The following is a 25,586-nucleotide window of genomic DNA, read 5'->3' as shown; positions in this document are numbered from 1 at the left end:
TGTCAACTTCATATATTTCATACCCTTCAAACTTATATATATTTGAATCGCTTTTCGGATAGAATATAGTGTCCCAGTAATAATATGATTCTGCTGCATCATCCCATAAAAGATTTACCGAGCACTGAGTTGAATTTATCTGTGTAACGCTTTGCGAAACAGTTGGTATTGCAGGCAGTAAATTTACATTAAAGTTATTGTCGTATAAAGTCTGAGCAAGGTAACTCAATCGTTTAAGCATTGTTACAGAATTCTTATTATCGCTTCCCCTTTGTACAAGCTGTGTAAGGACTATCTTTTGAGTATCACCTGGGTTCACTATAAAATCTAATCCACCTGAATTCATTATAAACCTCATGTCATTGGGTTGATTTACTGAAATAATGTTTCCGGTTGTATCACCATTGCAGTTTTGCATGGAGCCTTTGTATTCTGTCCAGCCCTCGTTTGTTTCAGGGTCTCCGGGATATGTAAACTTCGTTCTTTTTGGCGGAATCTGTGTTATATCCATGAATGGAGTCCTGTCCTTTTTAAATCCTTGGAGCATATTGTATGCTGGTATCGGCTCGCCGTTAGGATCTGATTCACAGGGCACAGGTGATGCTGCCGTTCCGATAAAGAATATAAATGATGTAAGTCCAAGCGTATCGCCGCTAACTTTATTTCTCGGGCTTCGCAATAAGTCTATTCCGAAAGCCGGAGGTGCAGTTCCGTATGTCGGAGGAATTCCGGGTCCGTCGTCATTATCACCATTGTAACAGTATCCAAGATTCAAAGTTGTGTCACATCCGATGTAATCGTCATTTCCACCACCTAAATCAGCATCAACGACAATCCCCATAAACGTTGAATCCCACCTTGCCGTACCTTTATTTATAATCGTATAACTCATAAACTGTACATCTTCTATCCCGGGAATTGAGTAAGCCCATGCAGTAAAATAAATCTCAGCTTTCAGTATCGGATTTGTTATCCCTCCGCCGAATCCCTCAAATGGCGATCTTTGAGAAATGTCTCCGTCACCCATGCACTCAAATATCGTCTGGCTTGCATTCTCTGCTCCGGGAATGTCAATCCCGTCATCGTACTGGTGGTTCCCGTTAACATCTTTGTAAGGTGCTCCGTAAGGTATCATCTTATACCAGTTTGCATAGTCGGGATTGTTGTATGCATTATCACCAATCCTTACTGTGTACATCTTAAAATCACTATTCGTAGTCCATGCACCGTTTTGAAAAGTTCCGGGAGCATATTCGCCTCTATAAGATGCCATGACCTGAGCATACTGTCCGTTTATTCCGCACCCTATACAGAGTCCTGAAGTAAAGCAGGCAGTCCTGCCCGAACCCTTTGGCCATTCTAAACCCGCTGTGTTACCGTTAACTGTATTCTGGTTAAATATTCCCGTGTTCTGAAAATATGCTGATATGTTGTTTGAATTTAGTATAACTCTTTGAATTATTATGGATTCCGGTAAAAGACTGTTAGGATTCGTCCCTATGATTATTCTTGGTTTTGCATGAATAATTGTTACAAAAGAAATAATTAAAACTGCGAGGAAAATTAACTTCTTCATTTAATTAATATAAAATTAATAAATGCTTTATTTAATATAATTTATTGAACTTCGAAAAAATAAATTAAAATATCAAGTGTATTATCCTTTCGTACAGCATACACAAAAATACTGATTATGATTATAAAACGATTCGCTTCTTCCAAATGCCGGTACCTGAAGTGTTAATGCTGACACCTGTCAAAATTCTATTGTTCGCTAATTATAAATATTTAAATACGCCTCCCTTACGCCCTGTACATGCCTTAGGAGAAAAGTGCGTTATAAGTAAGTCGTTAATGCGGTTTTTTCTGTTTTATTTTGTTTGAGGATTCAAGGTTTTGCTTCCTGGAAAAGCTATAAATACCGATATAAAATATATCTTCTTTATAAATGAGGTTTCTCAAAATTACAGAATATTTCTATCATAATACAGCACCATATAAAGGCATTATAAAACCCCGTCTTTGCGTCATTAACAGTCCGGCTTTCTATCTCACCCTGAACCTATAATATGGCTGCACCTGCTCGTCGTCAACTTTTTGGGGAGTAATCTTTTCGGCTGATTCACCCCTCTCCGCCTCAAATCCCCTGATGACATTAGCCTCTCCGGCGGTGTATTTTAGTTTCCCTTTTACCTCTTTTGTCGAAATGAATGCTGTATAAACCATCACATTTTTATACTTTTCTGTTATCGCAAGTAAACCCGGTTTGTCAAACTCATGCTTGAAATGATTTATTTCTGTCAACGAAGGAACGTAACCTCTTACCTCTTTCTCAATCGTGATATAAGAATTATAACGCAGTTCCCTTAATTCATTTTTATTCGGTTCGCGCATAAATATCACAGTGCTTGCTATAAAATCATCTTTAAGTATATTAAATATTTCTTCCGAAATCCTGAAGTTGATTTCCACTGTGTCGGGTGTGAGTATGACATTTTTATCAATTAAACCTAATTTACCGGGTGTAATCGATGTAAAATGCCATGACTTACTTCCCTTAGTATAGGCATAATTGTACGTAAAACATTTTTTGTAAGGCGTCTTGCCCTTTAGGTTTGGCTTTTTCCAAATCCTGTATCTGTAAGGAGAATCGGTTACCGCTGAGGCAAACTTTGAAATTGCCGCAAACCTTTTTCTGTTTTTTATTAAATCTTTGCTCTTTGTTTTCTTATATTGAACAGGGGCAGATGCCACATAACTCGACCCCTCCCTTCTTTTAAAAACATTATCACCTATTTTTCCCCGAGTTACTCCCAGAAACTGTTTAATTACTTTAGCCATTATTCTTATTTTTTACTGATTTCTGAAAATTTCATATTTTGAATTTTATTACGCCGCCTATAACTTAGGTATGACTCTCCAAAGCCTAAAGTTGGACCGATATGTATGCAATAGGTATCCAATACGTATGCAATACGTATAAAATACGAAATTTAAACGAAATTCAACAGTAAAATTTTGGGGTGACGGTATAAATATATACCGGTATGTGATAAGTTATTTATTAATTGCCATGAAAGAATTATGCTGTGCATCTTATTTCTTCGCTGCTTCCATTATTATTACTAACAATTCCTCATGAATGTTCCCGTTTGTTGCGAGTATTTCTTTGTTGTAAACCGAATACTCTCCGCCCTTAAAGTTTGTTACCTTGCCGCCTGCTTCGGTCAGTATTATATATCCCGCCGCAACGTCCCATGCGTTCAGGTTGTACTCCCAGAAGCCGTCGAAGCGCCCGCATGCCGTCCAGCAAATATCAAGTGCCGCCGAGCCGATTCTTCTAACTGGTATATCCGAATTTACTATTGCCGAAAATACTTTTACAGGATTGTTCGGGTTGCTTCCCGTCTTGTATGGAAATCCCGTTACGAGCAGTGACTTCTTGAAATCGCTTTCTTTTGAAACCTGAATTCTCTTGTCGTTCAAGTATGAACCCTTGCCTTTTTCCCCAAAGAACATTTCATTCCCAAACGGATTGTAAACACCTCCCATAATAATCTCGCCTGCAACCTCAACCCCTATCGATACACAGCAAATCGGTATTCCATGCGCATAATTAATCGTTCCGTCAATCGGGTCAATAATCCATTTCACTTCCGAAGAAGTGTTCAACGCTCCGATTTCTTCCGAAAGAATGTTGTGATCGGGGAAATCGTTTTTAATAACTTCAATAATTTTTGCCTCCGAGTGCTTATCAACCTCGGTTACAAGATTTGAAACAACATCCTTGCTTTCAATCTTGAAGTCCTTATCAAAATATTCTTTCAGTATCTTCCCGCTTTCATCAAGCGCCTTGTAAAGTGTGTTTTTCATTTATTAATCCGTTATGAATTCCAGCCCGTCGTAAGCCAGACTTATATTTTCAGGTAATGAAGCGTTTACTTCATCATTATTTAAATCGTGTGTAATGTGCGTAAAGTATGTCTTCTTCGGCTTCAGATTTAGTGCTATATCAGTCGCTTCTTTCAAATTAAAGTGTGTCGGATGAGCTGCATGTCTTAGCGAGTTCAGTATCAGCACGTCAAGCCCGTAAAGCTTTTCCATTTCTGCATTGGGTATATGGCTCGCATCGGTTATGTATGCAAATTTGCCGATTCTGTAACCCAGTATCTTTATCTTCCCATGCATCACTTCAATCGGCATTATCTTCACTCCCTTTACTTCAAACTCTCTATTCTCAAGATAATTGAAGTTCATCAGCGGAACTGCCATGTAGCTTTGAAGTCTCTCATCAAGCGCATAGCGAAAAGTCAGCTTAATTTCATCCAACGTCGGAGCATTTCCGTAAACATCAACATATTTCTTATATCGCTGGTTTATCTGCCTAAGGTCGTCAAGCCCAAATATATGGTCAACATGATGATGTGTGTAAAGTATCCCGTCAAGGTCAGTTACATTAGCACGTAAAAGCTGCTGTCTGAAATCAATCGAAGTATCTATAAGAATTTTTACTCCGTCAGCTTCTATGTAAACAGACGCGCGAAGTCTCTTATCCTTTGGGTTTTCAGATTTGCATGTTTTACACGTGCAGCCGATTATTGGTACACCCTGCGATGTACCGCTGCCAAGTACTACAACCCTGTTCATAGCAGTTTCTGCTGCCCTTCTTTTTCGATAAGCTCTCGTATTGAAGGTTTTAGGAAGATTCCATCAACTCCAATCTCGGCAAGGTTCTTTGTGAGGAAGTTTATCTTTTTCTGCGGCTCTATGTTCTTGTTCATTAAAAATGTTTTCTGCTCTCTTAGCAAACAAAATCCGCCTTTGAAGAGACCCTTTTCAATTCGTACTGTATAACCTATCTGTTTAAAGACTTCAAGAAGTTCATTGATTAGTATTTCCTGATTTTCATTTGCTTTTGTATCTTTTGCTTTCTTTATAACCTTGCTCATTTAAGATATTCCTCTTTCAAATCATCTTCATCGTGCATAAAATATTTGTACGAATACTCTTCAATCATCTTTTTCTTCTCTTCTTCAAGTTCTGCAAGACTTTTCTTCATCGGCTGCATAACTGAAATTACAATTATTGCATAATACGAAAAAAGCGCAATCCATGGCACACCCTTCAGGAATCCAATTCGCTCTCCGAATACCTTTAAAAGCCCGTCATGAACGGGTGGATTGTCAAGATACATTATGTAAAACTTTATATCCAGAAAAGCCGTGTAAAGCTCAACCGGTACGAAGACGTAAAAAAGAATTATGCACATCAGTAGCCATGGATTTTCTCGAAGACTCATTTTTGCTTTTACAAGAAAACCGATTGAACAAACAAGTGTACAGATGTACGCCCCCAGTATTACCATCGAGGAATGCGAAAGCATCCTGAATATCCAGTTTTCTTCATCCGGCGGAATGCTTGTCCTGAAACTGAATTCATCGTAATTCAACAGGTCGTTGCCTATTAGCCCGCGTATGTTTATCGCACCGAGCCATACAACAGCCGAAATTATAAGTAATGCCAGCCAGATTCTTGCTTTTCTGTTCAATGTAAGTTTATTAATTATACAAAATTATTTAATTGAAGCATGACATTCAATTTATTAAGCTATAAATCTTTTTGAAAGTCTTTTTGTTATATAATATATCATTCTAAATTTAAAAGACCACATTATAAAAATCATGGAAGAAAGAATTAAAGAAGTACTGGCAAGTATTAACGAACCTATTATTAACAAAGGTTTTACCGAACTTGGTTTTATTTACGGTATTGTAATGAAGGGTAATACTCTAAAGCTGAAACTCGGTATTACCGACCCGGATTATAAAGATATTGCAGAATTAAAAAACAATATTACAAACAAAATTAAAGAGCAAATCAAAGAAATAGCTAAGGTAGAAATTGACTTCGTGCTCGGTGTAGTAAATCATGACAATAAACAAAAATCAATAGTCCTTCCAAATGTTAAAAATACTATTGCAATCGCCTCAGGCAAGGGCGGAGTAGGGAAATCAACCGTCGCTGCAAACATCGCTGTATCTCTCTCTAAAGAGGGTGCAAAGGTAGGACTCATTGACGCTGATATTTACGGTCCTTCAATTCCGATTATGCTCGGTGTGAACGATAGACCCGGTATTGTTCAGTCTGGCGGAAAGAATAAAATGCTTCCGGTTCTGAGCCACGGTATCTCATTAATGTCAATCGGTTTTTTAATTGAAGATGATTCGGCTGTCGTTTGGCGGGGACCAATGGCTTCAAGTGCTTTAAAACAATTCATGACCGAAGTCGAATGGGGTGACCTTGATTTCCTCTTGTTCGATATGCCCCCTGGAACAGGAGATATTCAGCTTACATTAAGCCAGACAGTCCCGCTTACGGGTACAGTCGTCGTTACAACACCCCAGGAAATATCGCTTGCCGATGCCCGCAAAGGTCATCTTATGTTTGAAAAAGTAAACGTACCGAACCTCGGCTTTATCGAAAACATGAGCTATTACTTAAAGCCCGACGGACAAAAAGAACACATATTCGGTCAGGGCGGAGGAAAGAAACTTGCAGATGAGTTTAATGTCGAACTTCTCGGTGAAATTCCAATCGATACCAACATCAGAATAGCAGGCGATAACGGTACACCGATTTCTATTTCAAATCCTGATTCACCGGTAAGCAAGATATTCAAATCAATAGCTAAAGAACTCATAATCGAAATCAATAAAAGAAACACACAGAAAGAAAAAAGACCCGGTCTCGAAATCATAGTGTAGATAAAATCCAAATTAAGATCCTCCTTCCCAAGCTCCGGCTTGGGAAGGTAGAACATATTTCACTTCTTTATTATGTTACTTTTACTAAATTTGTACATGAATAACGAACTCAACTTAGAAAATATAGAGAAAGTTCTTGCCGAAATTCGTCCTCACCTTCAGATTGACGGCGGCGACGTAGAAGCAGTTAGCATTGAAAACAATTCTATCGTTAAAGTCAGACTCTTAGGTGCCTGTAATTCTTGTCCGTTAAACCTTATGACATTGAGGGCGGGTATTGAAAGAATGTTGATGATTAGATTTCCTGAAATTGTCAGGATTGAATCAGTACCCTGATATCTCTGCAGCTTTTATATTCTCAATTTTTCCCATATCAAGAAAGTAAGAATTTCCTGTATCAAATCCTTTGATGCTTTCACCACATTCGGATAACTCCGTGTACAAATCAATTACATCTTTATACTCTGTAACACTATCTCTTTTGAATATCTCTGATGATATAACATGTATCCCGTTAAAAGCAAAATGATTGTTCTCTGGTTTTTCTGTTGTCACTCTTTTTATAAGGTTTAAATCACTATCAAACTCAAGATATCTCGATGTCTTTCGCTTTTGTATTGCCAGCACTGCCAAAGCTTTTTCTCTGGAAAAAGCTTCATCGATTAAGTTTATATTAAAATCCGTGAACACATCAACGTTTATAACAAGAAATCTCTCTTCTGAACCCAGATATTGCATTGCATTTAATATACCGCCGCCGGTACCTAAAATATCCTTTTCTATTATAATATTTATTTTAATACCAAAGTCATTTACCTGAAAATATTCTTCTATTTTATCGTGAAAATGATGAGCATTAATTACTATCTCTTTCACTTCCAAAGCTTTCAGTTTTTCTATCTGATAAGAAATAATCGTACCTCCCCTGAAAGGGAAAAGCGGTTTTGGCATCGAATCGGTAAATGGCTTTAACCTTGTACCGTATCCTGCTGCAAGTATCATTGCTTTTTCAATCATGTATTAATTTATTAATAGTATTAACAAAATACAAGGCGCAGAAATACTAACACTTATTTCATTTATTATTAAATCGTAATATGATAATTTCATTTAATTAATTGAATTATGATCTTACCAGGAAATAAAGCGGCTAAATCAAAAGAGTTTTATATACGTGAAATTATTAAACTGAAGAAAGAACTGAATGCAGTTCTGCTGGCACATTATTATCAGGAAGGCGATATACAGGATATCGCTGACCATATAGGTGACAGTCTTCAGCTTGCGCAGGCGGCGGAAAAGACGGATGCAGACGTTATTGTCTTTGCAGGTGTTCATTTCATGGCGGAAACTGCAAAGATTCTTAATCCGGAAAAACTCGTACTGCTTCCTGACCTTGCGGCAGGTTGTTCGCTTGCTGAAGGATGTCCTGCTGACTTATTACAGAAGTTCAAGGAAAAGCATAAAGACCATATAATTATAAGTTATATAAATTGCTCTGCGGAAGTAAAAGCAATGTCGGATATTATTTGCACTTCTTCAAATGCAGAAAAAATTGTCAAACAGATTCCTGAATCACAAAAGATTATCTTTGCTCCTGATAAGAACCTCGGTAAATACTTGATAAAAAAGACAGGCCGCGATATGGTCCTATGGCAGGGTGCTTGCATTGTACATGAAACATTCAGCGAAAAGAAAATTCTTATGTTAAAACTTGAACACCCAAATGCTAAACTAATAGCGCATCCTGAATGCGAAGAAAAGATACTTGCTAATTCTGATTTCGTCGGCTCGACGAGTGCACTCCTGCAGTTTGTTCAGAAAGATAGTGCTAAAGAATTTATAGTTGCCACAGAACCGGGAATCATTCACCAGATGGAAAAAAACTGTCCTGATAAGAAATTTATAATTGCTCCTCCCGAAGCAAATTGCGCATGCAATGAATGCCCTTACATGAAACTTAATACACTCGAGAAGCTGTATTTGTGCATGAAGGATAAAACTCCTGAGATTGTTCTGGATTCTGAAATACAGAGGAAGGCGTTGATACCGATTCAGAGAATGCTTGAGATGAGTAAATAAAAACTAACTGTCTTGTGATAAGCCGGATTTTGTTCCCTTTTGCGAGCGGCAATCATTTATCTTGGTCAGGGAATTACTTCCTTGACTCTTTGCATCCTACCCCGAAAGTATATGAAGTAAGCAGAACTTCTACTTTCTATACGCGGACTTGCTCCGGATGAGGTTTATCAATCTTAAAGATTGCTCTTTAAATGGTAGGCTCTTACCCTGCCTTTTCACCCTTACTCCGGCGAACCGAAGCGGTATTCTTTTCTGTGACACTTTCTAATCAAAAAACTTGCGTTTCTTGATTCCGGGGCATTATCCCGGCATCCCTGCTTCTATGGAGTCCGGACTTTCCTCACCGGGGTTACCCCCAAGCGCGATTGCCTTACAGGACAGTTAGTTCTAATATAATAAATTACTGTATATTTTCAATGAGTTTTTCATCAATCATAATTCTACCGCATGATTGACAAAGGAAAATCTTTTCTGCTATTCTTATCTCAATTTCCCTTTGAGGTGGTACTGAGTTATAGCAACCGCTGCAATTGCCTTTTCTTACAATCGCTGTAGCTTCTCCTTTTAATGAGCCGTTAATTCTTTCGTATAGTAACTTGTGCTCATATGAAAGTTTATCAAGAATCACTTTTCTCTTCTCATTTAGCTCTATTTCCTCATCTTCATACTGCTTGTTTAAAGAATTAAGATGGGAGACGTCTTCCTTCAGTTCGCTCTTTAACTCGTCATTACTCCTTGACATTTCGAGGATTCCTTTAACCAGATTTTCCTGATATGCTTTAAGTTCCTTTAATCTCGTCTCGTTCTTTTCAATTGTTTCCATCATTGCGTCAATCTGTTTCGTTATATCATCGTATTCCTTGTTACTCTTAGCTTTGTATTTTGACTCGTCGTATTTTGTTACTTTATCTTCAAGGTTTTTATTCTCCTTAGTAAGTGCTTTTTCCTCTGATTCAAAATTCTTAAGCTTGGTTTTGTCTTCTGACATATGCTCATCAATAACGGCAATCTTTTCCTTAAGGCTTTCTATCCTGTACGGAAGGTCTCCTTTCTCATCTTCAATTTCAGCAAGTTCTTCATCAATTTTGGTCAGTTCATAGAGCGAGAGTAAAACGTCAGTATAATTCTTCTTATTTTTTGTCGTGTTCTCCTCTCCGTATTCAAGTATCTTAGCCTCCTGTTCCTCTTGCTCTGCATTCTCATTAACAGAAGTGCTGTTTTCGCTTTCAGTGATTTCGTTTGTTTCGTCCATTTTAAATTATGCTTATATTATTTTGCTTTTTTCCTATTGTTACTGCTACCTCAGCTTTAACAAATTTTAAGTGGTCTGCTATATCTTCAATTTTGATGTTGTCCAGGAATAATATTCTTGAAAACTTAACTCCCATAAACCCGTCTTCAATTACCACTTTATTGTTAAACCTGTAAATCAATTCTTCCAGCGTCATCTTTTTCTTTAAATCACACCTTACAGCAATATGTTTATTCGCTCTTTTTCTAAAATCATAAATCTCATATGCCGGTTCATCATAAGGATGGCTATTCAGTAAAGCATCAATAACTGATTCGAGTGATTCATTCCCGCATTCCATTTCAAGCCTGACCTCCTCCTCAAAAGCCAGTTTACCTATTTTCCCGATAACCGGTTTTGAAGATTTTCCCGGCAAGAATGTACCAACTCCTTTCATTCTGAAAGAACAAACTGTGTAGTTTCCGATTATACCTGCACCTGCTGAGGACATATCGAAAGTAAGTTTGTCAACGTACTTCAGCGGGACAAAAGTCACGACTTTTTTCCTGCTTATGTATTCATTGAGTACAGGGGTAAGTTTTCTTATTTCGTTCTTCTTAAAGTAACTGAAAATTTTATTCATCGAGGTATATTAAAAAAAGTGTACCCTTGAGAGATACACTTTTTAACTTAAACAATTAAACTATGAAAAACTTTAATATGAACTTCCTCATTCATGTATTAATATAGTCATAAGCGAAAAAACAATCAATATACTAAATATTACAGTTTTAGTTTTTTAAACAGCATCTGGATAGGCTTGCTGTTCTGTAAAATATAGAAGTGAACTGCCGGTACTTTTGAATTTAACAGTTCTTCTACCTGCTTACATGCCCATTCTACACCAACATCTATCACATGTTTATCATCAGCTTCCATTATTTCCTTGTAAAGATCTTCAGGGATATCAATATAAAAGTCTCTCGGAAGGCTTGTAAGGTGTTTCTTTGTTGTTATTATTTTCAAACCGGGAATTACCGGAATATTAAAATTTTCCTTTCGGCACAAATCTACATAGTTAAAATAATGTTTATTATCATAAAACATCTGAGTGACAATGTAATTTGCTCCTGCTTTAATTTTTGACCTGACAATCTCAATATCGGCTATTAAATTCGGAGACTCAAAATGTTTCTCAGGATATCCCGCAATACCTATGCAGAAATCTGTTGGAGAAGCATCAAGAAGGTCAGCTTCAAGATAATGTCCTTTATTCATGTCGGTTATCTGAGCAACGAGATCAACTGCGTAGTTATTGGTGGTCTTTCCTTTAGGAACAGGTTTCTTGAAACCTTTGTCATCTCCCTGAATGGCAAGTACATTCTCAATGCCGAGATAATTCAGTTCAATAAGTGCATCTTCTGTCTCCTCTTTGGTAAACCCGCTGCAAAGTATATGAGGTACGGTATCGATATTAAATTTATTCTTTATTGCTACGCTGATACCAATTGTTCCCGGTCGTTTTCTCTTTACTTTCTTTCTTATTTCGCCGGATGGAGTCTCTTCATACTGGACTTCCGCAGAATGAGATGTTACATCTATAAATGGCGGATCCAGACTAATTAATCCTTCAAGGGTTTCAAACAATGAGTTAATGTCCCCTCCTCTAAGAGGTGGAATTATCTCATAACTTATTAACGGATTCTTTGCTTTTTCTAAATGTTCAATTACCTTCATTAACTATTATTTTATGTATGAATGAGGATGCATAGAAGAATTCTTGTTAGTCAGTATTTTGCTGTTTCCCGATGTCACATCAAGTATGCCTATATTATATTCATTGCCATTTTCAGCATCATAAACAATCCTTTCTGAATCAAGCCATTGATAATTTGCTACGTTACCTCCCTTAATGTCAAAACTCTTTTTGTTTGACCCGTCAATGTCCATCGTGTAAATCTTGGTTTTCGTATCTGTAATAGCAACAAAAGCAATTTTCTTGACATCCGGTGAGAACTTAGGTCTGTTGGCACTTTCAACACCTTTTGATAATGCAATTTCATTCCCATCATTAAGAATATTAATTGTTCCCTGTAGATTGTTGTCAAATGCCGCCCATGTTATTAACATATTATCAGAACTAATATCCGGAAATAAGTTCGCATGATTATTATTACTTATCTTATAAACATTATTATCGGTTGTATCACTGAAGTCAATTAAAATAACATCTTTACCGCCCTGATAGAAAGAAGAAAAGACAATTTTCGTTCCGTCTTTTGAAAGAAGCTGCTGGTTTGAATATCCGAGATCTGAAATAATAAAAGGTTCCGATAATCCTAATTCGATTGCGTATATGGTTAAAACACCCTCAAAATCTGAATTAAAGATTATTGTCTGGTCATCATTCGCAAATGAAGCATGTTCTCCGGTAAAGACATAAATAGGCTGACTGGGTGTTTCCTGGTCTATATTATCAATATAATATATTATTCCGCTCTCAGTGTTAAAAACCACTTTTTTATCATCAGAGGATAAACTCGGAAAGTAACAATGATCTAACATATCAGAAAGTTGTTTCTTTTCACTTCCGTCTTCATTCATAACAAACACCTGAAAATAACCTGAAGGATTGTCATCTGATACGTAGGTAATCAGTTTTCCGGACTGCGGAAAAGCAATATTAAAGGCTGATAAAACAAATATTATTGATATTAACATCTTATTCATATTCAGAAGAATTAATTTATTTTAATAATTTTTTAAACAATTTTTAAAATAACTAAGAAATTACAAGCATAAAAGCCAAAAAACAAAAATAATCAGACAAATCTATAAAATATACTGGCAGAAGACATAGTAAAAATTGCACTATCTCATCTTAATCGTGTTAATAGTCCTTTTTCACTTTATTTTAGTGTTTGTTTTTAAAATTTTATAACTTTATGTACTACAAGGATAACAAAATACTTTATAATATAATAGGTGCTGTCTTAGTTATAATCGTAGTCAGTGTTACCCTCTATTACCAGTTTAATAAATTGACACAAAGATCATTTTATGATGAAACCGGTAAAAAATCTGTAATAGGTTTAACAAACAGTTCTGAAATTGTTTTTGACAGCTACGGTGTACCGCATATTACATGCAGCAATGAGGATGACCTGTTCTTTTCACTCGGGTACATGCATGCACAGGACAGGTTATGGCAAATGGATTTGATAAGAAGAATAGCCGAAGGAAGACTTTCAGAAATATTTGGGATGGATGTACTTGAATATGATAAACTTTTCAGGACGATTGGAATATCGAGGTTTGCATACACACTTTACGAAGGGATATCACCAAAATCAAAACAAATACTCTCAAGTTATTCAAAGGGTGTGAATGAATTTATAAGTCAGAATAATAGAAAACTTCCGCTGGAATTTGATATTCTGAATTACAAACCCGAAGAATGGAAACCCGAGCATTCACTCATGGTGATAAGAATGATGGGCTGGCAGTTAAATTTATCGTGGATGACAGAATATATGTTCGGAGAAATCACCAATAAATACGGATTTGAAAAAGCAAAAGATTTTTTTCCTAATTACCCCGAAGACGGACCATTTATTATAAAGGGAGAAAAAAAGAATTCCGGCAGTTTAAATTCAAATGGTTTTGGAAAGAGTAATTTTGCATTACTTGGCAGAGGGTTTTTTGAGAGCGTTATCTCCTATAGGAATTATTTTGGTTTACTGGGAACACAGATTGGAAGTAATTCCTGGGTTGTGAATGGAGTAAAAACTGAGGGTGGAAAACCTATCCTTGCAAACGACCCGCATCTTGTCTTACAAGCTCCTTCAAATTGGTATGAAGTAGTATTAAAAAATCAAGGTGACAACACATTTGTATGCGGATTTTCTATTCCGGGAGCTCCGGGAGTAGCTATAGGTTCAAACGGTGAGATAAGCTGGGGAATAACGAATCTAATGAACGATGATTCGGATTTTATGATTCTTAAAAGGGATTCAGTATATACAAACAAGTACAGACTTAATAATACTCTTTACAATATAGACAGCACCGAAGAATATATTAAGATTAAAGATATTAAAGATGAGGTCCCACTCACGATTTACAATACAATTGCAGGCCCGGTCGTTTCAAAACTTGAAAAAGTACAATTTACGGGAGAGAGCAACTTTAAAACAAATGATAAAGAAATACTGACACTTCGATGGACCGGGTACGAGTTAAGCGATGAAATAAATGCATTTTATGATGTTTACCATTCCCGGAACTGGAAAGAGTTTAAGTCTTCTCTTAGTGGTTTCGGATTACCCGCATCAAATTTTACTTACGCTGATGTAAACGGAAATATAGGATATCAGGCGGCAGGTAAGGTTCCTATAAGAGAGAATGATTATGTTCTCAATGGTTCGGTACCAAATTTAGGGGAAATGGAATGGAAGGGTTTTATAAATCAAGAAGACTTGCCTTCGGTTTATAATCCTCAGGAGAATTTTATAGTAACTGCAAACAATAAAGCAGAGAAAGATTTAAAAATTTACATCTCAAATCTATATGAACCGCAATACAGGGCAAAGAGAATTGAAGAAGTTCTTAAATCGAAACAGAGCATGAATTCTCAAGATTTTATACTATTACAGAACGATGTTGTAAGTCTTCAGGCAAAAGAATATTTCGGTTATGTACTCGATGCATACAAGGATTCATCAAAAGTTACTACTGAGGAGATGAAGATATTAAATATGATAAAGAAATGGGATTACAATCTGAACAAGCTTAGTGGCCTTGCCACACTATTTGCGGAATTTGAATTACAGCTTTACATAGAACTTTATAAGTATAAACTTGGAGAAAAGCTTTTCTTTGATTATATATATTTGAATAATATACCTATTCGTAACACTTCAAAACTTCTTAAGGAAAATTCTTCATGGATTATCGGAGATCCCAAAGACTCAACGAAAAAAGAACCAAGGGATGTATTAATAAAAAAAGTTTTTAAAGCAGCTATTAGTAAATGCGTGGAAAGATTCGGATCTTCAGAGCCGGAGACATGGGAATGGGGTGAGGTTCACCAGGTTATTATAAGACATCCGATGGGAAGTGTACCCGCGTTGGGGAAAACTCTTAACATAGGTCCTATTGAAGTTAACGGAACCGGTACAACAGTTAATAACACACAGTATTCGTTCCAAAAGGCAATACAAAAACAAGAGTTCGAATGTTTTGTGGGAGCATCAACGAGGTTTGTTTTTGATTTTAATGAACCAAAGTATTATTACTCTGTACTGCCATCCGGACAATCGGGTCAACCGGAGCACAGGAACTACGCGAATCAGACAAAGTTATGGTCAAATGCCGAGTATAAGAAAGTATATTTAGATTCAGAGGAGCTTAAAAGAAGTTCGGAAGATGTAAAAGTTCTTATTCTTACACCTTAATGCTTTCGAGCAAGAGCAAATATGAGAAATATAAACCTAAGAAAAGGTTCGGTCAAAATTTTCTTGTGGATGACAACATAGCAAGAAAGATAGTAAAATCGCTGGAGATAAAAGAAGAGGATACAGTAATAGAAATAGGTCCCGGGCAGGGAGCGCTGACAAAACATCTAACAAAGGAAACGAAAAGATTTATTGCTGTAGAGATTGATACTAAAGTATCTGAAGAATTGAAGAATAAGGGATATAATGTAGCAGTAAAAGATTTTCTTCAATTCGATTTTGAAGAAGATATTCCGAGGGAATTGAGGGGCTCAGATATAAAGGTAATTGGGAATATTCCATATAATATTACTTCAGGTATTCTGTTCAAACTTTTGGACAGTAAGGTTAAAATAAATTCTTGCGTGATTATGATACAAAGAGAGGTGGCGGAACGTTTAGTAGCAAATGTTAATACGAAGCAGTATGGAATTCTCGCAGTCCAATTTCAGGCAATGGCTAAAGTTAAACAACTGTTTAATGTACCGCCAACAGCATTCTTTCCTAAACCGGATGTTACTTCAAGCGTAATAAGGATTACGTTCAGCGAAAGTGAAAACAGGATTGATAATATTAATGTGTTTAAAGAGTTTGTTAGAAGTGCTTTCAGTAAAAGGAGAAAGACGTTAAAGAACTCACTTAATGATTTCTTTGAGAAATATTCGTTGAATATTAATGATTATGACTTTGATTTCTCACGAAGGGCAGAGTCGCTAACAGTAAGAGAGTTTATAGATTTAAGCAATATCACAGCTCAAAAGATTAATCTGGGCTAAGCTTTAATTGATAAAGATATACAGCTTTAATTTATTATGATTGATAAGATAAGAAAGTTAGTTAACGATTCGATGTTATTTAAAGATAGCATTAATTCAACAGACAGGGAACGATTCGTTACCGGTTTGAGCAGCTCGCTATTGTCATTTTTTATTTCATACCTGCAGAAAGAACAATATCAAAAGGTAATATTTATCTCTTCATATATTGATAAGATATATAAGATAAAAGGTGACATTGATACAATTGCAGATACAGATAACGTGTCAATCTATTCAAAAGATAAGAATACAGAAAGCGAAGAACACACACGAACACTTAACTTTCTATCAAATTCAAATGATTTCATTGTACTCGTACATACAGATTCGCTACCGAAAAAGCTAATCGGTAAATCAAAGTACAAGGAGTCTCTTTTAACTCTAAAGAAAAACGATGAATTCCTGTTTGAAGAACTGACACAGAAGCTTGAAGAATATAAATTTGTTAAGAGAGACTTTGTTGATGAGGTTGGGGATTATTCCGTTAGAGGAGGGATAATTGATTTATTCCCTGAGCATTATGACTCTCCGATTCGGCTTGAGTTCTTTGGGGAGAACATTGAGTCTATAAGAGAGTTTGACATAAGGAGTCAGCGTTCGTTAAAGGAGCTGAATGAAGTAACGATAGGAATAAACCTCAGCTTTCGGGATGAGAGTAACGAAGATGAAAACGGTGAGTATTCGATAGCAGATTATATTGCTGAAGATACGATAATTTTAGTTGATGAGAGGGATACAATAACTGATGAGGATTTTTGGGATAAAATAAAGCGGAACAAGAAGATTTATATATCTGCGTTTAGAACTGATGCTTCACATGATTTTGGCGGCAGGGTTCAGCCTGATTTTAATTCTAATGTGAAATTACTATTCAACAACCTTCAAGAAAATATATCGAAAGGATATACAGTTTTCTTATTAAGCTCAGATATTCATCAGTCCGACAGGCTCAAGAGTCTCATCTTTGATGCTGAAGAGGATTATTTAATTGAGGAAAAGATACAGGAAAAAGTATCTGATAAAATTATATTCTGTGATGAATCACTACAAGAAGGGTTTATCTATCCGTCTGAGAAACTGATTGTATATACAGAGCATCAGATATTCGGAAGGTATTTCCGACAGACCAAGAAGCGGAAGAGAAGATTTCGCGGAATGACTTTCGATGAGGTAAAAGAACTAAAACTTGGTGATTATGTCGTTCACAGGGATTTCGGGGTAGGTGTGTATTCAGGGCTTAGAAAAATAAAAGTAGGAAATAATCAACAGGAAGTAGCGAAGCTTTCATATGCGGGAGGTGATGTAATATTTCTTAATCTGAATTACGTTAATCTTATAAATAAGTATTCTGCCGGCGAAGGTGTTTCTCCAAAGCTTACAAGGCTTGGGGGCGGTGAGTGGTTAAAGGTAAAAGAAAATGCAAAGAAGAAGGTTAAAGATATTGCGAGAGATTTAATTCTTCTTTATGCAAAGAGGAAGTCAGCGACCGGCCATTCATTTTCTCCTGATTCCCACTGGCAGAGAGAACTGGAAGCGAGTTTTATGTATGAAGATACACCAGACCAGTTTTCAGCAACTGAAGATGTAAAGAACGATATGATGAATGTTAATCCAATGGACAGGCTCGTTTGCGGAGATGTAGGATTTGGCAAGACAGAAGTTGCAGTCAGGGCGGCTTTCAAATCTGTGCTGGATAATAAACAAGTTGCAGTGCTTGTACCTACTACTATACTTGCTGTTCAGCATTATAATACATTCAGGGACAGATTGAATGCATTTGCAGTAGAGGTTCAGGTAATTTCAAGGATGCAAAAGAGAAAGGAACAGAAGGAAATACTTGAGAATCTTGCTGAGGGTAAGGTTAATATTTTGATAGGTACGCATAGGATACTTTCAAAAGATATTAAGTTTAAGGATTTGGGACTATTGATAATCGATGAAGAGCAGAGGTTTGGTGTGAAGGCAAAGGAAAAGTTGAGGGCGTTGCAGCCAAATATTGATACTTTAACACTAACAGCAACACCGATACCGAGAACATTGAATTTTTCACTGCTGGGAGCGAGGGATTTATCCGTGATAAATACACCGCCAAAGAACAGAAAACCAATTATTACTGAGATAATAAGTTTCAAGTGGTCAATGATTGCTGATATTATAAAGAAAGAGATTGAAAGAGGGGGGCAGGTATACTTTGTAAATGACAAGATATCAGAATTGTATGACTATGCGGATAAACTAAAGGAATATATCCCATATGCTAAGTGTGGAATTGCACACGGGCAGATGGACGGTGTTGAACTTGAAGATGTGGTAGTTGATTTTATCGAGAAGAAACTAAACGTTCTATTCTGCACAAAGATAATTGAATCCGGGTTGGATATTCCAAATGTTAACACAATAATTATTAATAATGCTAACATGTACGGGCTTTCAGAGTTATATCAGTTAAGGGGAAGGGTCGGAAGGAGTGATACTCAGGCGTATGCGTATTTTATATCGCCGCCCGCAGGTAAACTTACAAAGACGGCGATAAGGAGACTACAGGCAATTGAAGAATATACGGAGCTTGGTTCGGGATTTAATCTTGCGATGAGGGATATGGAAATAAGAGGAGTAGGGAATCTGCTGGGAAAGGACCAGAGCGGGTTTGTCCATCAGATGGGGTTTGAGATGTTTATTGATATTATTGATGAAGCAGTATCAGAATTAAAAGAGAATGAATTCAAAGAAATATTTAAAGAAGAAGAATCGCTTAAGAAGATAAGCGACAAGATAAAGAAACGCGAGGAGTATGTACCAGCTGTGATAGAGAATGATTTTAATGCTTTGATACCTGAAGATTACGTGGAGAATGACACGGAAAGACTTAATATATATAAGAGATTGTATGAAGTGAAGAATAAATCAGAGCTGAAAGTAATTGAGGAAGAATTAAAGGACAGGTTCGGAGGGTATTCCTATGAGGTCGGCAACCTGCTTAGAGTGATAGAGATAAAAATAAGAGCAACAGAGATAGGGCTTGAGAAGATAAATATAAGCGGGGATGAGATGCTGCTGTATTTCCCAGAGGAAAAGGGGCACAGAATATTTACGAGTGATTTTTTTGACAATCTTATAAAGAAGCTTTCAGCAGCGAAATCGAATAAGTTTAATTTTGTGAACAACAAGAAAAGGCTGATAGTACAAGTGAATCTAAATTCAAAAGAGGAAGATGAGAGGATTGAAGAAATAAGGAAACTTATAGATGAATTGCTGCTAGGCAGTGCAGTTTTTTAGCAAATATTGTGACAGATTAATCTGTTTCAAAAGTCGTTTAAATTTAGCAATTTGATTCAATAAAAATTTTATAAATGAAAAATCTACTTATTCTTTTACTGATGTTGGGGCTTACATCAGCAGTGTTTTCCCAATACACGAACATAACAATCAGCACAACAAACTCGCCGAATGAACCTTCAATCTGTATTAATCCTAAGAACTTAAATCAGGTTGTCGCGGGAACAAACATAAGTTCGGCTTATTATTCGACAAACAGCGGATATAACTGGACGAGGTTTAACCTAACAAACTCACAATACGGAGTTTGGGGAGACCCCTGCATAATTGTTGATACGTTAGGACATTTTTATTATTTCCATTTATCAAATACAAACTCACCGGGATACTGGATTGACAGAATAGTTTGTCAAAAGTCAACGAATGGCGGGATGAATTATAGTAATCCCGGTTCATATACATATTTTCAGTCTCCGAAAGAGCAGGATAAAGAATGGGCAATAGTTGATCCGAGAAATAATCATATATATGTAACATGGACACAGTTTGATAGTTACGGGACTTCAAATCAATTAGACAGCTCGAATATTTTATTTTCTAAGTCAACGGATGGCGGATTGACATGGGTTGATTTTGGCAGCGGAACTGCAAAGAGGATAAATCAACTTGGCGGTGATTGTGTAGATGAAGATAACACGGTTGAGGGAGCAGTACCAGCGGTAGGTCCGAACGGAGAGGTGTATGTAGCATGGGCGGGTCCAAAAATAAGGAACTCGCAGTTTGGGATATTCTTTGATAAGTCAACAGACGGCGGAAATACATGGCTTGATAATGATGTATATGTTTCAAATCAGAGAGGCGGATGGGATTATATGATTAGCGGGATACAGAGAGCAAACGGGCTGCCGATTACATGCTGCGATATATCGAATGGTCCATACAGAGGAAATGTATACATAAACTGGACGGACAGTGCAGGTCCGAATAATCATGATGTTATGTTTGTAAGTTCAACAAACGGGGGAGCAAACTGGAGTGCACCACTTAAGGTCAACACAGATAACACAAATAAAGAGCAATTCTTTTCATGGATGACGGTTGACCAGAAAACAGGTTACATTTATATATGTTCTTATGACAGAAGAGACGATGTATCGAATGCAGGAGCGACGCATTTTTATCTTGCTAAATCAACGAACGGAGGTGCATCATTCACCGATGAAAGGGTAAGCGAGACGTCTTTTATACCAACATCGTCAGTTTTCTTCGGTGACTATTCAAATATAACCGCATACGACGGAATTATAAGACCAGTATGGAATAGATTACAAGGTACATCATTAAGTGTATTGACGGCGATAATAGGAAATATAACAGGTACAGAAGAGCCGGTAGTAAATATTCCAAGTGAGTATAAGCTTGAGCAGAACTTTCCGAATCCGTTTAATCCGACAACGACTATATCCTATTCGATACCGAAGAATGGTTTTGTGACATTAAAAGTGTTTAATACTCTGGGTGCAGAAGTTGCAGAGCTTGTGAATGAGTATAAGTCAGCAGGTACATACTCCTATGATTTTGACGGAAGGCATCTTTCGAGCGGAGTATATTTTTATAAACTGCATGCCGGGGATTTTGCAGTGACGAAGAAGATGATGCTGAACAAATAGTTTTAAATGTAAAAGGCGGGTTAAAAAGACCCGCTTTTTTGTTTAAGTAAATTCAATAAACAAAAATTATTATTACTATGAAAAAACTATTACTTCTTTTAGCAGTGTATATGATGTTATACACAAATACAAGAGCCATTTACATATGGCAGGATTTTGATAATCCGTCATTTCCTCCAAAGGGCTGGACTCTTGCAACTTCAAATGCATTTAATTGGGAATGGTCAGTAAGATGCAGCGGGTATGGTACGGGATATGGTGCAATTAAAGCAAATTTCAACGATGCGAATACGGGTAATAGTTTTGATATAATTACCCCAGTATTCACATCCTCCATTTCAGGAGATTCTTTAATATTTGACCATGCTTATGCAACTTACGGTTCATCAAATGATCAATTGAAGATTTATTACTCGACTAATAACGGTAATGCATGGACAGAATTAATAATACTTAACGGCGGTACCTCCGGTCCGCTTGTGACAGCTCCCGCGACAGGAACTCCTTTTGTACCATTATCAACTCAGTGGGTAACGAAGAAGTATGGATTACCGAACGGAACAAATATGATAAAGTTTACAGCATATTCCGCAATAGGAAACAATCTCTATCTTGATAACATAAAAATAGGAAGTCAGTACAATCTTGATGCAGGTGCATCAGGGTTTAAGAGATATGTAAGAACCTATACTTCAGGAACAATTGACACTCCAAAAGTATATGTAAGAAATTTTGGAAAGACAACAGCGTCTTTTAATGTAATGTTAACTGTTACACCCGGCACATACAGCAATTCACAGACTGTTACAAATTTAGCGCCCGGACAAATTCAATTTTTGAGTTTTATGCCTTGGACAGCACCATCGAATGGAAGTTATACTTTTAAAGCTATAACCGGACTAACGGGTGATGAAAATATAAGTAACGATACAATAGAAAATGTATATTATGTTACATCAAATCCGAGGAACGTTTTGATGGAATACTGTACGGGGACATGGTGTCAATGGTGTCCATGCGGGAAGGTAGCAATTCACGAACTTGAGCAGTATTATCCGAACACTGTTGTTTTAGCATATCATGGAGCGGGAAGCGACCCGTATATAAATTTTAACGGTAATAATATTTTAAGTTTGCTAGGTATGAATGCATATCCTACCGGAACTCCAGACAGATTAATTTATCCGAATGCTTATCTAAGTGCAAGCGGTTTTTTTGAATATCCATTTATGAGGTACATGAATTCACCTGAATCGCCGGTGAAGATTGAAATTATTACACAAAATTTTAACTCATCCACAGGTGAGCTTAATGTTAATTTAAAAGCTACATCATTAACAAACCTAACCGGACAATATAAAATTAATTATGTAATAACTGAAGATAATCTCGTTTACAGTCAATCTGGAAATTCATACTGCACCGGAGGTTCAGGATTTGTGCACAGCTCAGTTGTTAGAAATATGGTAAATAGTGCTCCTGGAGAAAATCTGAATAGCGGAGGAACATGGACAAGCGGTCAGGAAATAACCAAATCGTTTTCGACAACATTAAATTCTTTGTGGGTATCTTCAAATTGTAAGCTAAAAGTTTTTGTTTATAAAGATGGGACACCGCTCTACCTTGCAGAAGTTCAGCAAGCAATTCAGACTTCTATAAATGCAACCGGTATAAACAATGCAGAAGAAACACCATTGAATTTTGAGCTCGGTCAAAACTATCCAAATCCGTTTAATCCAGTAACAAATATAAAGTTTTCAATTCCAAAAGACGGATACGTAAGTCTTAAAATATATGATATCTCAGGTAAGTTAGTGGCAACTTATTTAGACGGTCATGTGAAAGCAGGGAAGTATAATGCTGAAGTCTCAGGTGAAAAACTTTCGAGCGGGACTTATTTTTATACTTTGAAAGCTGATGGATTTTCTGAAACCAAGAAAATGATTTTAATTAAATAAAAGATAAAACAATAGTTTAATAAAGAAGGGGGTGCAAAATGTGCATCCCCTTTTTTAATTGTATGATATTTTATGTACTTAGGGAATTTAAGGGGGGATTAAGCGGGATATTATTGCCTTAATATAATATCGCAGACATATCGCAGTCATATCGCAGGCATAACGCAGGCATACATAAAAAAGCTAGTAATTGGGGGTTTTGGAGTGAGTTTTGGGGGATTTCTGAAATAGTATATTTTACACAATTTTAGAAATAACGAAATAATGGAATAATTATTTCTATAATTCATGAGAAATTATGTGATTATTGCTAAATATAAGGTTGGAAGCGTTACACTGATTTCAGGACTGAGTGGATGCCCTCTTTTATTTATGATCTTTTAATGATAACCAATGATGCCTTATTTTTGTAATATTATTTTATGAACTTTAATTTCCGAATCTGTTTTTAATTGAATAAAGTAAACCCCGCTTGATAAATTATCTGCGTTAAAACTAAATGTGTAAGTTCCTTTGCTGTAATTACCTTTTGCGATTTTTTCTACTAACCTGCCATTGATATCATAAATATTCAAATTCACATTTGATTTTTCCGGAATAGTAATTTTTATTTTTGTTTGCGAATTAAATGGATTAGGATAATTCCTTATTAATAGAAAATTTTCAGGTACAATCGAAGAAATGTTTTCCACACCTACTACTCCAGCCGGATTGTAAACATATAATCCATTATCTGAACAAATCCACATATTGCCGTATTTATCCTTAGAAAAATTGAATACTTCACTAATGAAAGGGTAAGTAAATATCTGCCATGTTGTATCATTGAAAATTGCCATTCCCCCACCTCCAATCCATTTAACATTATTATTATCAGCAAATACGGAATATAAATTATTGTGATGAAGTCCTGAATTTGTTGTATTATATACTGTCCATAAATTTTGAGATTCGTTATATCTAGCCAATCCTCCAAAAAATGTTGCGAACCATAAATTATTTTGTAAATCCGATGTTATCATATAAATCCAGTTACTTGGTATGCCTGAATTCTGAGTATTATACAATGTCCAGTTTACTCCATCGAACTTTGCTACTCCTCCCATATATGTTCCCACCCAGACAATATTATCTTTTACAAAGACACATTCTGTCAAGTTAGTAGGAAGTCCTGAATTGTTTGTATTGTAATAAACCCAATTTGTATCATTGTATTTAAACAAACCGTATCCTGCAAACCACTTATTGTTATTTTCATCAACATCAACATAGCCAGACCAGTTAACGGGTAATCCAGTGTTATCATTGTTATACACTGTCCAGTTTACTCCGTCATATTTAACGATACCTTTTCCGGGACATGACATCCACATTATATTTCTTTTATCAAGCACAATTCCATAACAGTGATTTTGCGGCAAACCCGAGTTTAGAGTGTCATACACAGTCCACGTATTGCCTTGTAATTTAGCAAATCCATTATCGGTAGTTATCCACTTTACATTATTGCTGTCTATTAAAATACTCCCAACCATACTACTTGGTAAACCTGAATTAAATTGATTATATATCACCCACTGCGGCTGGGCACCAAGTTCAAAAGTGAACAATATTATTATTGTTGTAAATATTATTTTCACATTCAATTATTTCTTGATATTATTTATTTTAATAGAACAATTCTATGTGATTTTATCTCATTTTCTGTTTTCAAAACGGCAAAATAAACGCCGCTCGACAATTTACTTCCATTAAATTTGAATTCATGAATTCCTTTGTTGTATTTACCATTTGCAAGCATAGAAACCAACCTGCCTTTTATATCATATATTTTTAATGTAATATCCGAATACTTTGAAAGTGATATTCTTATCTTCGTTTCATTGTTAAATGGATTAGGGTAATTTTCAATAATGCTGTAAATAGCAGGGATTATTTCTTCATCGTGTGTTACGCTGACAATTCCGTTAGGATTATAGATAGCTATTCCATGCAAGTTACCTATCAATAAATTATTATATTTGTCAAATTCAAATGCAGTTGGAGACCCTACGGGTATTATTTCAAATCCATTGCTTGAATATCTGTACAAAGTCGTCCTATATCGAAAATACGCATTTGAATCGTCTGCTATTACACCATTCACCATATTATCACCTGTTAATCCTAATGAATCAGCTAAATCAAAAGCCGTCCATACGTTTTGTGCTGAATTAAACTTCGCAGCTCCGCCGAAATATGTCCCCACCCATTTATTTCTGCTTTTGTCAATGTATATAGCTATTGCAACAT

The 25,586-nt window shown here is 36.2% G+C and carries 21 protein-coding genes and 1 other RNA gene; 8 read left to right on the top strand and 14 right to left on the bottom strand.

Annotated features, from left to right (window positions below; translation table 11 throughout):
- The 6 genes from WC644_13330 to WC644_13305 form a co-directional block, all read right to left on the bottom strand.
- Window positions 1–1,576 (bottom strand): hypothetical protein (locus WC644_13330; GenBank protein MFA5012916.1); only part of this gene is annotated, 1,576 nt, incomplete at its 3' end.
- A gap of 470 nt (window positions 1,577–2,046) precedes the next feature.
- Window positions 2,047–2,841, bottom strand: a complete 795-nt coding sequence (locus WC644_13325; GenBank protein ID MFA5012915.1) for a hypothetical protein — start codon at window positions 2,839–2,841, stop codon at window positions 2,047–2,049.
- Between the two features lie 255 nt (window positions 2,842–3,096).
- Window positions 3,097–3,873, bottom strand: coding sequence for an inositol monophosphatase family protein (locus tag WC644_13320; protein ID MFA5012914.1), 777 nt, complete (start codon window positions 3,871–3,873; stop codon window positions 3,097–3,099).
- Between the two features lie 3 nt (window positions 3,874–3,876).
- Window positions 3,877–4,647 (bottom strand): MBL fold metallo-hydrolase, encoded by a 771-nt coding sequence (locus tag WC644_13315; protein MFA5012913.1) that lies wholly within the window; start codon window positions 4,645–4,647, stop codon window positions 3,877–3,879.
- Window positions 4,644–4,949, bottom strand: coding sequence for a hypothetical protein (locus WC644_13310; protein MFA5012912.1), 306 nt, complete (start codon window positions 4,947–4,949; stop codon window positions 4,644–4,646). Before WC644_13310 ends, WC644_13315 begins: the two co-directional genes overlap by 4 nt.
- On the bottom strand, window positions 4,946–5,548 hold the full coding sequence (locus WC644_13305; protein MFA5012911.1) for a hypothetical protein: 603 nt from the start codon (window positions 5,546–5,548) through the stop codon (window positions 4,946–4,948). The genes WC644_13310 and WC644_13305 overlap by 4 nt, the downstream gene beginning before the upstream one ends.
- Before the next feature lie 133 nt (window positions 5,549–5,681).
- Here WC644_13305 and apbC point away from each other — a divergent pair, with 133 nt between their 5' ends.
- A complete protein-coding gene (apbC, locus tag WC644_13300) occupies window positions 5,682–6,764 on the top strand; it encodes an iron-sulfur cluster carrier protein ApbC (protein MFA5012910.1) in 1,083 nt (360 codons plus the stop codon).
- A gap of 96 nt (window positions 6,765–6,860) precedes the next feature.
- Entirely contained in the window at window positions 6,861–7,100 is a 240-nt protein-coding gene (locus WC644_13295; protein MFA5012909.1) for a NifU family protein, read from the top strand.
- Here WC644_13295 and WC644_13290 read toward each other — a convergent pair.
- Window positions 7,089–7,781 carry a sugar phosphate nucleotidyltransferase gene (locus WC644_13290; GenBank protein MFA5012908.1) on the bottom strand — a complete coding sequence of 231 codons (693 nt, stop codon included), beginning with the start codon at window positions 7,779–7,781 and terminating at the stop codon, window positions 7,089–7,091. The two genes, WC644_13295 and WC644_13290, sit on opposite strands and share 12 nt — an antisense overlap.
- A 108-nt stretch (window positions 7,782–7,889) precedes the next feature.
- Between WC644_13290 and nadA the strand changes: the two genes are divergently transcribed.
- Window positions 7,890–8,846 (top strand): quinolinate synthase NadA, encoded by a 957-nt coding sequence (gene nadA, locus WC644_13285; protein MFA5012907.1) that lies wholly within the window; start codon window positions 7,890–7,892, stop codon window positions 8,844–8,846.
- Window positions 8,847–8,848: 2 nt separating this feature from the next.
- Here nadA and rnpB read toward each other — a convergent pair.
- The 5 genes from rnpB to WC644_13260 form a co-directional block, all read right to left on the bottom strand.
- Window positions 8,849–9,228: RNase P RNA component class A (gene rnpB / locus WC644_13280), an RNA gene on the bottom strand.
- A gap of 18 nt (window positions 9,229–9,246) precedes the next feature.
- A complete protein-coding gene (locus tag WC644_13275; protein ID MFA5012906.1) occupies window positions 9,247–10,098 on the bottom strand; it encodes a C4-type zinc ribbon domain-containing protein in 852 nt (283 codons plus the stop codon).
- A 1-nt stretch (window position 10,099) separates the two neighbouring features.
- Window positions 10,100–10,720 carry a hypothetical protein gene (locus WC644_13270; GenBank protein MFA5012905.1) on the bottom strand — a complete coding sequence of 207 codons (621 nt, stop codon included), beginning with the start codon at window positions 10,718–10,720 and terminating at the stop codon, window positions 10,100–10,102.
- Window positions 10,721–10,860: 140 nt separating this feature from the next.
- The gene (locus WC644_13265) at window positions 10,861–11,814 is read right to left on the bottom strand and encodes a methylenetetrahydrofolate reductase (GenBank protein ID MFA5012904.1); all 954 of its coding nucleotides are present in this window, start codon (window positions 11,812–11,814) and stop codon (window positions 10,861–10,863) included.
- A gap of 6 nt (window positions 11,815–11,820) precedes the next feature.
- Window positions 11,821–12,807, bottom strand: a complete 987-nt coding sequence (locus WC644_13260) for a hypothetical protein (GenBank protein MFA5012903.1) — start codon at window positions 12,805–12,807, stop codon at window positions 11,821–11,823.
- Window positions 12,808–13,022: 215 nt separating this feature from the next.
- Between WC644_13260 and WC644_13255 the strand changes: the two genes are divergently transcribed.
- The 5 genes from WC644_13255 to WC644_13235 all read left to right on the top strand — a co-directional run bounded on the left by WC644_13255 (window position 13,023) and on the right by WC644_13235 (window position 23,294).
- Window positions 13,023–15,533, top strand: coding sequence for a penicillin acylase family protein (locus WC644_13255; GenBank protein MFA5012902.1), 2,511 nt, complete (start codon window positions 13,023–13,025; stop codon window positions 15,531–15,533).
- A complete protein-coding gene (rsmA, locus tag WC644_13250) occupies window positions 15,533–16,348 on the top strand; it encodes a 16S rRNA (adenine(1518)-N(6)/adenine(1519)-N(6))-dimethyltransferase RsmA (GenBank protein ID MFA5012901.1) in 816 nt (271 codons plus the stop codon). The genes WC644_13255 and rsmA overlap by 1 nt, the downstream gene beginning before the upstream one ends.
- Window positions 16,349–16,384: 36 nt before the next feature.
- The gene (gene mfd, locus WC644_13245) at window positions 16,385–19,666 is read left to right on the top strand and encodes a transcription-repair coupling factor (protein MFA5012900.1); all 3,282 of its coding nucleotides are present in this window, start codon (window positions 16,385–16,387) and stop codon (window positions 19,664–19,666) included.
- Between the two features lie 74 nt (window positions 19,667–19,740).
- Window positions 19,741–21,336 (top strand): T9SS type A sorting domain-containing protein, encoded by a 1,596-nt coding sequence (locus tag WC644_13240; protein ID MFA5012899.1) that lies wholly within the window; start codon window positions 19,741–19,743, stop codon window positions 21,334–21,336.
- A gap of 77 nt (window positions 21,337–21,413) precedes the next feature.
- A complete protein-coding gene (locus WC644_13235; GenBank protein ID MFA5012898.1) occupies window positions 21,414–23,294 on the top strand; it encodes an Omp28-related outer membrane protein in 1,881 nt (626 codons plus the stop codon).
- Window positions 23,295–23,695: 401 nt separating this feature from the next.
- Here the strand turns inward: WC644_13235 and WC644_13230 are convergent, their stop codons facing one another.
- Both WC644_13230 and WC644_13225 read right to left on the bottom strand, forming a co-directional pair.
- On the bottom strand, window positions 23,696–24,934 hold the full coding sequence (locus WC644_13230; protein ID MFA5012897.1) for a T9SS type A sorting domain-containing protein: 1,239 nt from the start codon (window positions 24,932–24,934) through the stop codon (window positions 23,696–23,698).
- Window positions 24,935–24,957: 23 nt separating this feature from the next.
- Window positions 24,958–25,586, bottom strand: a 629-nt coding sequence (locus WC644_13225) for a T9SS type A sorting domain-containing protein (GenBank protein MFA5012896.1), incomplete at its 5' end; no start/stop codon positions are given.

The organism is Ignavibacteria bacterium (genome assembly GCA_041649015.1).
In the GTDB taxonomy this organism is placed as follows: Bacteria; Bacteroidota; Ignavibacteria; order Tepidaquicellales; family Tepidaquicellaceae; genus CAIKZJ01.
The sequence above is the reverse complement of the archived record's forward strand: the minus strand, read 5'-3'. Positions and strand labels throughout refer to the sequence as shown.

Coding starts and splice junctions, on each gene's coding strand:
- WC644_13240 (MFA5012899.1), top strand. CDS start 19,741: ATGAAAAATCTACTTATTCTTTTACTGATGTTGGGGCTTACATCAGCA.
- mfd (MFA5012900.1), top strand. CDS start 16,385: ATGATTGATAAGATAAGAAAGTTAGTTAACGATTCGATGTTATTTAAA.
- rsmA (MFA5012901.1), top strand. CDS start 15,533: ATGCTTTCGAGCAAGAGCAAATATGAGAAATATAAACCTAAGAAAAGG.
- WC644_13295 (MFA5012909.1), top strand. CDS start 6,861: ATGAATAACGAACTCAACTTAGAAAATATAGAGAAAGTTCTTGCCGAA.
- WC644_13320 (MFA5012914.1), bottom strand. CDS start 3,873: ATGAAAAACACACTTTACAAGGCGCTTGATGAAAGCGGGAAGATACTG.
- WC644_13275 (MFA5012906.1), bottom strand. CDS start 10,098: ATGGACGAAACAAACGAAATCACTGAAAGCGAAAACAGCACTTCTGTT.
- nadA (MFA5012907.1), top strand. CDS start 7,890: ATGATCTTACCAGGAAATAAAGCGGCTAAATCAAAAGAGTTTTATATA.
- WC644_13235 (MFA5012898.1), top strand. CDS start 21,414: ATGAAAAAACTATTACTTCTTTTAGCAGTGTATATGATGTTATACACA.
- WC644_13255 (MFA5012902.1), top strand. CDS start 13,023: ATGTACTACAAGGATAACAAAATACTTTATAATATAATAGGTGCTGTC.
- WC644_13315 (MFA5012913.1), bottom strand. CDS start 4,647: ATGAACAGGGTTGTAGTACTTGGCAGCGGTACATCGCAGGGTGTACCA.
- WC644_13270 (MFA5012905.1), bottom strand. CDS start 10,720: ATGAATAAAATTTTCAGTTACTTTAAGAAGAACGAAATAAGAAAACTT.
- WC644_13325 (MFA5012915.1), bottom strand. CDS start 2,841: ATGGCTAAAGTAATTAAACAGTTTCTGGGAGTAACTCGGGGAAAAATA.
- WC644_13265 (MFA5012904.1), bottom strand. CDS start 11,814: ATGAAGGTAATTGAACATTTAGAAAAAGCAAAGAATCCGTTAATAAGT.
- WC644_13290 (MFA5012908.1), bottom strand. CDS start 7,781: ATGATTGAAAAAGCAATGATACTTGCAGCAGGATACGGTACAAGGTTA.
- WC644_13260 (MFA5012903.1), bottom strand. CDS start 12,807: ATGAATAAGATGTTAATATCAATAATATTTGTTTTATCAGCCTTTAAT.
- WC644_13310 (MFA5012912.1), bottom strand. CDS start 4,949: ATGAGCAAGGTTATAAAGAAAGCAAAAGATACAAAAGCAAATGAAAAT.
- apbC (MFA5012910.1), top strand. CDS start 5,682: ATGGAAGAAAGAATTAAAGAAGTACTGGCAAGTATTAACGAACCTATT.